The sequence below is a fragment of the Marixanthomonas ophiurae genome (assembly GCF_003413745.1).
Lineage (GTDB): Bacteria > Bacteroidota > Bacteroidia > Flavobacteriales > Flavobacteriaceae > Marixanthomonas > Marixanthomonas ophiurae.
On the sequence record NZ_QVID01000002.1, the window covers coordinates 839219 to 851421 of the forward strand.

Annotated in this window: 10 protein-coding genes; 5 read left to right on the plus strand and 5 right to left on the minus strand. The window is 35.7% G+C overall.

Annotated elements, in window-relative coordinates; all coding sequences use genetic code 11:
• Positions 1-24 precede the first annotated feature (24 nt).
• On the plus strand, positions 25-1218 hold the full coding sequence (locus tag DZ858_RS14125) for an MFS transporter (RefSeq protein ID WP_117160303.1): 1194 nt from the start codon (positions 25-27) through the stop codon (positions 1216-1218).
• Between the two features lie 16 nt (positions 1219-1234).
• Here the strand turns inward: DZ858_RS14125 and DZ858_RS14130 are convergent, their stop codons facing one another.
• A complete protein-coding gene (locus tag DZ858_RS14130; RefSeq protein ID WP_147309607.1) occupies positions 1235-1729 on the minus strand; it encodes a hydrolase in 495 nt (164 codons plus the stop codon).
• A 50-nt stretch (positions 1730-1779) separates the two neighbouring features.
• A complete protein-coding gene (locus DZ858_RS14135) occupies positions 1780-2556 on the minus strand; it encodes an MBL fold metallo-hydrolase (protein WP_117160305.1) in 777 nt (258 codons plus the stop codon).
• A gap of 82 nt (positions 2557-2638) precedes the next feature.
• Here DZ858_RS14135 and DZ858_RS14140 point away from each other — a divergent pair, with 82 nt between their 5' ends.
• Entirely contained in the window at positions 2639-4090 is a 1452-nt protein-coding gene (locus DZ858_RS14140) for a TonB-dependent receptor (RefSeq protein WP_117160306.1), read from the plus strand.
• A 70-nt stretch (positions 4091-4160) separates the two neighbouring features.
• Here DZ858_RS14140 and bcp read toward each other — a convergent pair whose 3' ends face one another.
• Complete coding sequence (bcp, locus tag DZ858_RS14145; RefSeq protein WP_117160307.1) at positions 4161-4613, minus strand: thioredoxin-dependent thiol peroxidase; 453 nt, start codon at positions 4611-4613, stop codon at positions 4161-4163.
• Between the two features lie 30 nt (positions 4614-4643).
• Between bcp and DZ858_RS14150 the strand changes: the two genes are divergently transcribed.
• On the plus strand, positions 4644-5303 hold the full coding sequence (locus tag DZ858_RS14150) for an endonuclease III domain-containing protein (protein WP_117160451.1): 660 nt from the start codon (positions 4644-4646) through the stop codon (positions 5301-5303).
• A gap of 253 nt (positions 5304-5556) precedes the next feature.
• Here DZ858_RS14150 and DZ858_RS14155 read toward each other — a convergent pair whose 3' ends face one another.
• Positions 5557-6141 (minus strand): RNA polymerase sigma factor, encoded by a 585-nt coding sequence (locus DZ858_RS14155; RefSeq protein WP_117160308.1) that lies wholly within the window; start codon positions 6139-6141, stop codon positions 5557-5559.
• A 212-nt stretch (positions 6142-6353) separates the two neighbouring features.
• Between DZ858_RS14155 and uvrA the strand changes: the two genes are divergently transcribed.
• A complete protein-coding gene (gene uvrA / locus DZ858_RS14160) occupies positions 6354-9176 on the plus strand; it encodes an excinuclease ABC subunit UvrA (RefSeq protein WP_117160309.1) in 2823 nt (940 codons plus the stop codon).
• Positions 9177-9561: 385 nt separating this feature from the next.
• Positions 9562-10845, plus strand: coding sequence for a hypothetical protein (locus tag DZ858_RS14165; RefSeq protein WP_117160310.1), 1284 nt, complete (start codon positions 9562-9564; stop codon positions 10843-10845).
• A 68-nt stretch (positions 10846-10913) separates the two neighbouring features.
• Here the strand turns inward: DZ858_RS14165 and DZ858_RS14170 are convergent, their stop codons facing one another.
• Positions 10914-12200 carry a glycosyltransferase family 4 protein gene (locus tag DZ858_RS14170; protein WP_117160311.1) on the minus strand — a complete coding sequence of 429 codons (1287 nt, stop codon included), beginning with the start codon at positions 12198-12200 and terminating at the stop codon, positions 10914-10916.
• Positions 12201-12203: the final 3 nt, after the last annotated feature.

Genomic DNA, 12203 nt, shown 5'->3' on the forward strand with positions numbered 1-12203 from the left:
ATAAACACTTTGAAAAGAATATTATTGAAACAATCTAAGGTAATACTTCCAGTAATTGTAATCTCGCAGTTTTGCTGTACCTCACTTTGGTTTGCGGGAAACGGTGTAATAAATGATCTCGTACTAGATTTTAATCTTAACATCAGTGCCTTAGGACATTTAACTTCGGCCGTACAGTTTGGGTTTATTATCGGTACACTGGTTTTCGCTATCTTGACTATTGCCGACCGATTTTCACCATCAAAAGTATTTTTATTCAGTGCATTACTTGGTTCATTGTTCAATTTAGGGATAATCTGGGAAGGCAACAATTTAATGAGTTTACTCCTACTTCGTTTTTTTACAGGGTTTTTTCTTGCGGGTATTTATCCAGTAGGGATGAAAATAGCTGCAGATTACTATAAAAAAGGACTCGGCAAGTCACTTGGATTTTTAGTTGGTGCATTGGTGGTCGGTACTGCATTTCCACATTTGCTAAAAGAAATAACTGATCTATATTCTTGGAAATCTGTAGTTATTACAACTTCATCTCTTGCAATCTTAGGCGGCTCAATAATGATACTTATGGTGCCTGATGGTCCGTACCGAATGCCTAAAAAACAAATAGATCTATCCATTTTTTTTAGCGTATTTAATAATCGAAAATTTCGTTCTGTTGCTTTCGGTTATTTTGGTCATATGTGGGAATTGTACGCCTTTTGGGCTTTTGTACCCATTATGTTGAAAAAATATAATTTGGAACATTCTCAAACAGTATTCAATAATGTTCCAGTATTATCATTCTTAATAATCGGAATAGGTGGGTTGTCCTGCGTACTCAGTGGCTATCTTGCGCAGAAAGCAGGTTCCAAACGAACAGCATTCATTGCACTATTGCTATCTTGTGGATGTTGCCTCATTTCTCCATTGCTATTTAATAGCGAATATGAAAGCCTGTTTATTGCTTTTCTTATTTTTTGGGGAATGGTTGTTATTGCAGACTCTCCGCTTTTATCAACACTAGTGGCTCAAAATGCACCGGGAGAAATAAAGGGTACTGCACTTACTATTGTTAATTGCATAGGGTATTCAATAACGATAATTAGCATTCAATTTATTACAGAAATGATAGAGTTGACTAATTCAAATACTATTTATACAATATTAGCGATAGGTCCTATTTTGGGTTTGATTGCGTTGAAAAGGAAAAATAAAATAAATATACCAAATACAGAATAAGGTTGCTAGTGCAGGCCTACTTACCATACAGTAACGAGCCAATCACATTTAGGTCGATGCTTTCATCTTCGTTCACGTAATATTCCAAAACCATTTCGCCCCAATACGTGCCGTCGGTAAAATCGGCTACAATCCAACGGTGGTTTAAAAACTTTACTTTGTTTATTTTCATTTTCCCTTCTATCCCATCATATGAAACAATTGGGTTTTTACCTTTTTTACCATTTAGATCGTAAATGTGTTCTTTCACCCGGTTTTCAATATCAGGGGCTTCATAGCCTACATCTTCAAAATAGGTCATGGCATTATCATTGCCTTGCAGGGTAAAATAGTTCACGTCCATTAATTGGGTAGCCAGAGAATCGTTGGCCTTTTCATACTTCTTAACCTTCTTTTTCAACAGAGCTATGTCATTTTCTTGCGATTCATATATCTGCTTTTCGTTCATATATTGAAATATGATGAACAACAAAGCAAAAAAGAACAGGTACATATATATTTTCTTCCTCATATTTATGCCCGCATAGGCGGGTAACTTTTAAAATTAGTAATCAATTTTATTTATATCGTAATTTTCAACGTATCATACGCCATAAAAACATTGTCAGGCAGTTGTTTTGACGCTTCTTCGTGAAAACCCATTAAATGGCTTATATGTGTTAAATAAGCACGCTCTGGGTTTATTTTTTCTATAAAAGCCAATGCTTCTTCTAAATTAAAATGCGAATAGTGTTCTTTTTCCCGTAACGCGTTAACCACAAGCACTTTTGTATCTTTTATTTTTTCAACTTCTTCTTCAGCAATTGTTTTAACATCGGTTAAATACGTAAACCCATCAATATAAAACCCTAAAACCGGGAGCGTATGGTGCATGGCCTCAATGGGTGTTACTTTCTTTTCGCTAATAATAAAAGAAGTATCCTTATCTATTTCAATTTCGTCTAAGGTTGGCGCACCTGGGTATTTATTTTCAATTTCAAAAATATAAGCAAAGCGATCGTGAAGCGATTTAAAAACCCGTTTATGGGCATAAAACGGGATATTACCCTGTTTAAAATAAAACGGGCGTATATCATCTATGCCCGCTGTATGGTCGCTATGCTCGTGAGTCAATAGTATTCCATTTAGGTGTGTTACGCCTTCCCTTAGCATTTGGTACCGAAAATCCGGTCCACAGTCAATTACATAATTGTAATTATTCCATTGCAACAGCACAGAAACCCGAAGACGTTTATCCTTGGGATCGTTACTTTTACAAACGGGATGGTCACTTCCTATTACGGGGACACCTTGTGAAGTTCCAGTGCCCAAAAATGTTACGGTAAATTGCGAATTCATTCACACAAAAATAACAGTATTTTTTTTGAATAGCTACGGTATTTCTTACCTTTGTTAGTACCACACATAATAAAGGTTCACTATGCCAGATACTATATTAGGAGACAAAGAGTTTGAAAACATTCCTTCCATTAGAAGTAAAGCTTTTCGAATAAATTTGAATGAAAATATCTACGGAACTTTTGCCGAAATAGGTGCTGGACAAGAAACCGTTCGAAATTTCTTTAGGGCTGGTGGCGCATCAGGAACTATTGCGAAAACCATGTCGGCTTACGATAAAGATTTTAGCGATGCCATTTATGGGGAAGAAGAAGATGGACGCTACGTTACAGAGTCCCGACTCAAAAAAATGCTTTCGCACGAAATAGATCTTATTGAACAGCGAATAGCCCGAAAAAAACATCCAAATAAACTCTTTTTCGCATATGCCAATACGGTAGCAACTATTGATTTTGCTAAAAAATATAAAGGTCACGGTTGGGTTGGTATTAAATATCAAGTAGACCCAAAAGAAGATTATAGCGAAATTATGCTACATGTTCGCTTTCACGAAAATGAAGCGTTACTGCAACAAATTACATTGGGTATTCTTGGTGTTAATTTAATTTATGGTGCTTATTACAAATACGATGAGCCCAAAAAGCTCTTACGGTATTTGTACGATCATATTGACAAAGACAAGATTGAGATTGATACCATTAACTTTTCCGGACCTAAGTTTGAAAAGATTGATAACCGTTTAATGAGTTTACAGCTTATTAAAAACGGAATGACCGAAGCGATTATGTTTGGCCCAGACGGTAACAATATATTACCGGCTAGAATTTTATATAAGAAAAATATTTTAGCGCTTCGCGGAAGTTTTCGACCAGTAACAAAAGTAAACATCGATATGTATGAAAACTCATACGAGATGTTTTTACAGGAAAGAAAAGTTGAAAAAGAGCGTACCGAAGTTATTTTTGAAATCACCCTATCAAACCTTCGAGCAGAAGGCGAAATAGATGAAGAAGATTTTATGGATCGAGCTAAACTGCTCTGTTCGCTAGGTCATACGGTAATGATTTCTAATTTTCAAGAGTATTATAAGTTAGTGGAATATTTTTCTCGCTATACAAAAATGCGCTTAGGATTAGCAATGGGAGTAAATAATCTGGTCGATATTTTTGATGAAAAATACTATCGTCATTTAAGTGGTGGTATTCTAGAAGCCTTTGGAAAATTGTTCTTTAAAGACCTTAAAGTATACCTCTACCCAATGCGTGATCCTGAGACTGGAGAGTATACCACTAGCGAAAACCTGAAAGTACATCCACGAATGAAAGAGCTATATAAGTTCTTTAAGTACAACGGTAAAGTAGTGGATATAAAAGATTATAACCCAAACATTTTAAACATCTTCTCTCGCGAAGTGTTAGAGATGATAGAAAAAGGAGAAGAAAACTGGGAGGAAATGCTTCCACCTGGGGTTTCTGAAATTATCCATCAAAAGGAATTGTTTAGCTATCATGAAAATACCAAGACGGCGAAGTAATTTAATATAACTTATAAAAAACGGCTAGGTTTTAACTGTTTAAAACCTAGCCGTTTTTTATTAATATTGTTTATTCTAAAATCTGAGCTGCGTGATCTTTCGTTTTTACTTTCGCAATAACACGTTCTACTTTTCCTTCTTCATCAACAATAAATGTCATTCTATGGATACCATCATATTCCCGACCCATAAACTTTTTAGGTCCCCAAACGCCAAAAGCGTTGATCACCTCTTTGTTTTCATCTGCCAGTAATGTAAATGGAAAATCGTACTTTTCTTTAAAGTTTTTTTGCTTGCGTTCACTATCCGCACTTACCCCCAACAATTTGTAGCCTTTATTTTTAAGCTCTTTATAGTTATCGCGTAGGTTACAGGCTTCTTTGGTGCATCCAGGTGTATTTGCTTTAGGGTAGAAAAAAACAACCAATTTATGGCCTTTATAATCCATAAGCGATACGGGGTTGCCTTCTTGATCGTTAACTGTAAAATTTGGGACTTTGTCCCCTTCTTGTAAGGTTTTCATTTGCTATTTTTGTTTAAAAATAAGCAAAAAATGACGAAACAGGAAAAGGTTGACTTTGTTATCAAGACCCTAAAAGAATTGTATCCACAAATACCAATTCCTCTAGATCATAAAGACCCCTACACATTGTTGATTGCAGTCTTACTTTCTGCCCAAAGCACCGATGTGCGCGTCAATAAAATTACGCCTTTGCTGTTTGAAGTTGCCGATAATCCGTATGATATGGTAAAGCTGTCGGTAGAAGAAATCCGGGAGATCATTAAACCTGTTGGGTTATCACCCATGAAATCGAAAGGCATTCATGGACTTTCTGAAATTTTAATTGAAAAATATAACGGAAAAGTTCCTGCAGATTTTGAAGCATTGGAATCGTTTCCTGCCGTGGGTCATAAAACAGCTAGCGTAGTAATGTCTCAGGCGTTTAATGTTCCTGCATTTCCTGTAGATACACATATTCATAGACTACTATACCGATGGGGGTTTACTAACGGGAAAAACGTAACACAAACCGAGAAAGATGCCAAACGTCTCTTCCCTATGGATTTATGGAATGAACTTCATTTACAGATAATATGGTATGGACGGCACTACTCTCCAGCCCGTGGCTGGGATTTAGAAAAAGATATTATTACTAAAACAATTGGCAGGAAAACGGTACTGAACGAATATTATAAAAAGAAGAGAAAATAAGACATAAAAAACCCTGAAAATTAATTCAGGGTCTTTTAACAAAGTTTAGTTTAGAAGTGCTTCAAACTTCAAATTATAATAATCGTTAACACTTAAAGCCTTCGAATAGTCTAGAAGAAACTTAATTGTTTCATCTTTTGGAGCCATTTTAGACACCTGCTCCGGGTGTGAGGTTTTAGAGTACATTTTTTGCATAGAGAGTCTTTTTGTGGTTAATGTTATTTATTAACGCCCAAAAAAACAGTTTATTGTATTAATTTGTCAACACAATATTATGTTTATCAATTACCTTACGCAAATTAATAAGTGCATATCGCATCCTTCCTAGTGCCGTATTGATACTTACATCAGTCTGTAAGCTTATTTCTTTAAAGCTCATTTCTTTGTAAATACGCATAATGAGTACTTCTTTTTGGTCTTCGGGTAACTCTTCAATCAACCGTCGTACATCATTTTCAACTTGCCCTTTTATTATTTGTTTTTCGGCATTTAAAGCTCCATCAGAGAGCACGGAGAAAATATTGAAATCGTCTTTATTTTCAAATTTTGGCATGCGGTTATTTTTTCTGAAATAATCTATAACCAAATTATGGGCAATGCGCATAACCCAAGGTAGAAATTTTCCTTCTTCGTTATATTTTCCTCGTTTTAATGAACGTATAACTTTTATAAAAGTGTCCTGAAAAATATCTTCAGTAACATCCCTATTATAGACTTTAGAATAAATAAAACTGTAAATACGTTGCTTGTGGCGGGTAATTAAATGAGAGAGTGCAGATTCATCACCGTTTATGTAAGCACTAACCAATACTGCATCCGTATGGGTGTTCTGTTTCATATCAATACTTTTTAAGTTAACAACTATCCGTGTTTTGGCTGTTTAGTCGTTTCGGTTTTTAGTGTAAAAAGTAATAATATGCTATAGGCAATAAATTTTAAAATTGTCGTTGTGAGCCGTAAATATAACAACAAAGAAACGTGAAATGCAAATAAAACATAAAAATTTCCTAAAAAAATTATAATATCGGCACATGTGCAATCCCCATTTCTATGTGGTATCTTTGCAAAATCTTACCTGAAAAAGAACATTTTATTTTGAATATTGACACTTTAGATACTAAAAAGAACATACTAATTAAAGGAGCAAAGCTTCATAACTTAAAGAATATTGATGTTGCTATACCCCGAAATAAATTAGTAGTAATAACTGGACTTTCCGGAAGTGGGAAGTCTAGCTTAGCCTTTGACACCCTCTATGCTGAAGGCCAACGCCGTTATGTAGAAAGTCTTTCCTCCTATGCTCGGCAATTTTTAGGACGGTTGGACAAGCCCAAAGTAGATTCTATTAAAGGGATTGCACCAGCTATTGCTATTGAACAAAAGGTGAATTCTACCAATCCACGATCTACTGTAGGAACTTCTACTGAAATATACGATTACCTAAAGCTTTTATACACTCGTATTGGGCATACATTTTCACCGGTTTCAGGCAATGAAGTAAAAAAAGATACGGTAACCGATGTCATTAACTACATAAAAACATTTCCTGAAGGTGAAAAAATGCTCCTCCTCGCCCCTATTTATTTAGAAGAAGGGCGAACAATGAAAAATAAAATTCAGGCTCTAGCACAACAAGGATATGCTCGAGTTAAAAATAAAAACACGGTAATTCGTATTGATGAATTAAAAGAGAGCAATTTCACAAAGGACTTGCAATTGGTTATCGATAGAATTATAACGAAAGATGATGAAGATTTTTACAACCGCCTTGCCGATGCTATAGAAATGGCCTTTTATGAAGGCAAAGGCGAATTGTACATTGAAAAACTATCTGATAATTCAAATAAAGAGTTTAACAACCGTTTTGAGGCTGATGGGATGACGTTCCCAGAACCAAACGTACATTTGTTCAGTTTTAATAATCCATATGGTGCCTGTCCCAATTGTGAAGGTTATGGCGATGTTATTGGTATTGATGATGATTTGGTAATCCCTAACACTTCCCTGTCCATTTATGAAAATGCCATTTTCCCGTGGCGTGGTGATAGTATGGGGTGGTACCGAGATCAGTTGGTCAATAATGCCTATAAGTTCGATTTCCCTATTCATAAGCCCTGGTTTGAGCTTACCGAAGAACAAAAACAACTGGTTTGGGACGGAAATAAATATTTTGAAGGCTTAAACGACTTCTTTTCTTTTTTAGAATCGAAAAGTTATAAAATTCAAAATCGGGTGATGTTATCACGCTACCGCGGAAAAACAAAATGTAATGTTTGTAACGGAAAACGACTACGTCCAGAAGCAAGCTATGTAAAAGTAGGCGGAAAGGCTATTCAAGAATTAGTAGAACTTCCACTTGAAAAGGTAGCTGTCTTTTTTAAAGAATTACAATTAAACGAATACGACACGAATGTGTCCAAAAGGCTGTTGCTTGAAATAAACAACCGTCTTCAATTTTTAATGGATGTTGGACTGAGCTATCTGACTCTGAACCGAAAAAGTAACACGCTTTCCGGAGGAGAATCACAACGAATTAATTTAGCCACTTCGTTGGGCAGTAGCTTGGTCGGCTCCATGTATATACTTGATGAGCCAAGCATTGGTCTGCATCCCAAAGATACCGAGCGGTTAATTGAAGTTTTAAAATCATTACGCGATCTTGGAAATACTGTTATTGTAGTGGAGCATGATGAAGATATTATGAAAGCTGCCGATGAAATTATAGACATTGGTCCAGAAGCAGGAACCTTTGGTGGCGAAGTGGTTTCAACAGGAACGTTTAAAGATATTTTGAAATCTGACTCCCTTACAGCCAAATACCTAAATGGCACCATGGAGATTGAAGTTCCTAAAAAGCGCCGCAGTTGGAAAGAAAGCATTAAAGTAATCGGTGCCCGGCAAAACAACTTAAAAAATATAGATGCAGAATTCCCACTAGGTATTTTTACAGCTGTCACTGGTGTTTCAGGAAGTGGTAAAAGTACCTTGGTTAAGAAGATTCTATATCCAGCCATGCTTCGGAAAATTGGTGGTTATGGTGAAAAACCGGGCCAGTTTTCAGAATTAAAAGGAAGTTTCAACAATATAAAGAACATTGAATTTGTTGATCAGAACCCAATCGGTCGTTCGAGCCGAAGCAATCCAGTAACGTACATAAAAGCGTATGACGATATAAGGAATCTATTTGCTTCACAAAAACTCTCAAAAATACGAAATTATAAAGCCAAGCATTTCAGTTTTAATGTAGATGGCGGCCGCTGTGAAACCTGTAAAGGTGATGGCGAAGTGACCATAGAGATGCAGTTTATGGCCGATGTACATCTAGAATGTGAAACGTGCAATGGAAAACGTTTCAAAAAAGAAATTCTGGAAGTAACCTTTGAAGGTAAAAACATTGATGACGTTTTAACGATGACGGTTGATGATGCTATTTCATTCTTTAAAAAACATGATGAGAAAAAAATAACTAAGAAATTAAAGCCACTACAAGATGTAGGTTTAGGGTATGTACAGTTAGGTCAAAGCTCTTCTACGCTTTCTGGCGGAGAGGCGCAACGTATTAAACTAGCTTCCTTTTTAATTAAAGGTACCACAAAGGACAAAGCTCTCTTTATTTTTGATGAACCTACTACTGGGCTACATTTTCACGATATCAAAAAACTGTTGGCATCATTCTATGCTTTATTGGAAAAAGGTCATACCGTTATTGTTGTGGAGCACAATATGGAGTTGGTGAAATGCGCCGACCATATTATAGACCTCGGCCCAGAAGGTGGTGAAAAAGGAGGACAAGTAGTGGCAGAAGGCACCCCTGAAGAAGTAGCCAAAAACAAAAAGTCGTTTACCGCTACTTATTTAAAAGAAAAGATTTAATTAATACTATTTTTTGGCATAAAGATTGAAAGCTATTAAATAAGAAACAATTAGTTTTTTATCGATTAGTTTTTAGTTAAAACCCGGAGTTCCTTATATTAAGGGAAGACGGGTTTTTTATTTATTCTATCTCTTGATTAAACAAAGTAGCTAGTTTTCCTCCTTCTCTTTTTGTGAAAAGCCGGGTTTTCTCCTTCTCTTAATAAGGGAAGGTGGCCCGAAGAGTCGGAAGGGCTTAAAGCCCAAAATTTAAAACACTGCCTCAGTTAAACAACAAAACACCTGATAATCAGAAATTTAACAATCTTGGCACGATGATTGTTTCATACTAAACGTACCGAGCTGACCAAAAATTTAAAGCAAGTACAACTTAAAAACCTCTATTATGAAAAAAGTAACCTTATTCTTATTCAGTATATTTCTAATAAGCCTTACTGCAACAGCAAAAAGTAACGCTCCAGAAGAAATTTCAAATTACAGTTACGATGGGAAATCGTATGTGTTTGTAGAAGGAGATGTTGAATTTTCAGTATTTCCAGATGGTCAGTTCGATTTTGTGTACTTAGGTCAAAACCGAAGTAATGTTAATGTAAACGTAAATACGCGCAATGTAAATATTTCATTTAACAGTGGATATGATTATGAAGCATATGTTCAATATGATGATTATGGTGCCGTGATTCAAGTGGAAGAAATTCCTATATATTATGATGAATACGGTCGCGTTGTTGAAGTAGGCAATACTGTAATCCGCTATAACGACAGACGTATTGTACGTGTTGGAGGCTTACATGTAGTTTATAATAATTACGGACATTTTTCACACGTTACTGGATATATTAACTTATGGACTCCAAAGTATGTATACCGTCCATGGCACGTATATTATGCAAGACCATATTATTCAAACTGTGTAGTATATGATAATCCTTATAGAAGATATTATAGTCCACACCGTTATAGTTGGGTAAAGCATAGAAGTTATTATAATAATAGACATCGTGTAGCCTACAATAATGGTAGAAGAGACTTTTACCGTCCAGGAAGTCGCAAACATTATAAAAATGGTCGTGTAGTAAAGCGTAGCGATTATAATCCAAACCGGCGTAACACCTATGCAACTAATAACCCACGTAGAAGTAACGTAACACGCACTAACAATCGTGCATCAGTTGCCAAAGGGACAAATTCTCGAGGGAACACAAAAGCAGTTCGAAGTTCATCTAATAACAAGCGAAATGTTATTTCTAGAAACGACACTAAAAGATTAAATACCGTTCGGAAATCGACGACTAGGAATAATCGAAATAGTACTTCCGGTCGCAATGTTATTTCTAAAACAAACTCTAGAAGCGCTAAACCTAAAACGACTGTAAAAAGAAACCGAACAGACACCCGTAACACACGAAGTGTTTCAAGAAGTAGTACGCCTCGAAAAGTTAGCTCTAATAGAACTCAAAGTATAAACAAACGCGCAAGCAGTTCAAATAAAAGAAAGGCTGTTTCACAAAATAGAAGAACAAGCACAAATAGTAAAACGTACCGTTCAAGTGCTCCAAAAAGAAGTACTGCAAAACGAAGCAGTTCGGTAAAAAAATCTAATTCTCGTGGAACTAGTAAAAGTAGCCGATCGTCTTCAAGTACTAGTAGACAAAGAGGTCGCGGATAATAAAAATTTTTGGTTGGTTAGTTAGAAATCCCTGTTAAGCGAAAGTTTAGCGGGGGTTTCGCATTTTATTACCTAGCAACCTTTTGTATAACTTCAGCCATATGTTTCGTCAAGTTTCTACGACTGTATTTTGAAATGTTTTTTGAATTCACACCTAGTGCTCCTTTTTTATATTCAGAATATAATTGCAAGATATTAGATTTCAATTTTTTCTTTTCTGAATAGTTAAAAAACTGACCGCTCTCCGTTTCAGAAATTAACTGCTTCATATCACTTCCATTCGGACCTAAAGCAACGATAGGACGTTTAGCTGCAAAATATTCAAACAACTTACCTGGTATAATAGCTTTTGTTTCCGGGCGGTCTATTTCAAGAAGTAAAAGCACCTGAGCATTGTGTTGCATTTGTAAAGCTTCAGAGTGCGAAACATAACCTAACAACCTTAAATTATCTTTCAATCCTTGCTTTTTAATACTTTCAACCACACTTTCACTTATAGTTCCAGCAAGTGTTAATTGAAAGTCAGAAGCAAATTTTTCATTTTCTGAAACCAATTCTGAAAGTACATTCCATAGAACAGAAGGGTTGCGTTCGCTTAATAAAGAACCAACATGAGCAATGGAAAATTTGACGTCAAGATTAGGGGTGATTTTTTCTCTAATTTCGTATCCGTTTGTAATTACTTCAATCGGCTTTTGGGTAATTTCCTGAAATTCTTTTTTGGTCGTTGGGCTGGTTACGCTAATTAAATCAGCGTTTTGCAATACTTCGGCTTCTAATTTTTTATGTTTTTTTTCTGAAGCTTTAGTAAGCCGTAACGATTTATGATAATGTATCGTAGTCCACGGATCTCTAAAATCGGCAATCCATGGAAGTTTTGTTTCCTTTTGTAACTGAAATCCAATTAAATGAAGACTGTGCGGTGGTCCCGTTGTAATTATTGTATCGATTGAATTTTCTGAGAGATATTTTTTCAGAAAATTTACAGAAGGCTTAACCCATCCCACTCGAGCATCAGGGATAAAAAAGTTTCCACGAATAAAAAGTAATAATTTTTCTATCGAAGATTGCTTTTTTTCAGAGATAATCCCACTACTTATTTGTGATGTTTTCTTTTTAGAAAATAGTTTGGCAAATTTATAGGGTTCGTTTACAGGGTGTTTCAGGATTTCAATATCGTTTGGTACTTCGGCTTCAAAGCTTGGATCAATTAATGGATAATGCGGGTTTTCCGGCACATAAACAATCGGTTCTATTCCAAACTCTTTGAAGTATTTTACAAAATTAAGCCAACGTTGAACACCTGGTCCACCTGCTGGAGGCCAATAATAGGTTATGATCAATACTTTTTTCATAAC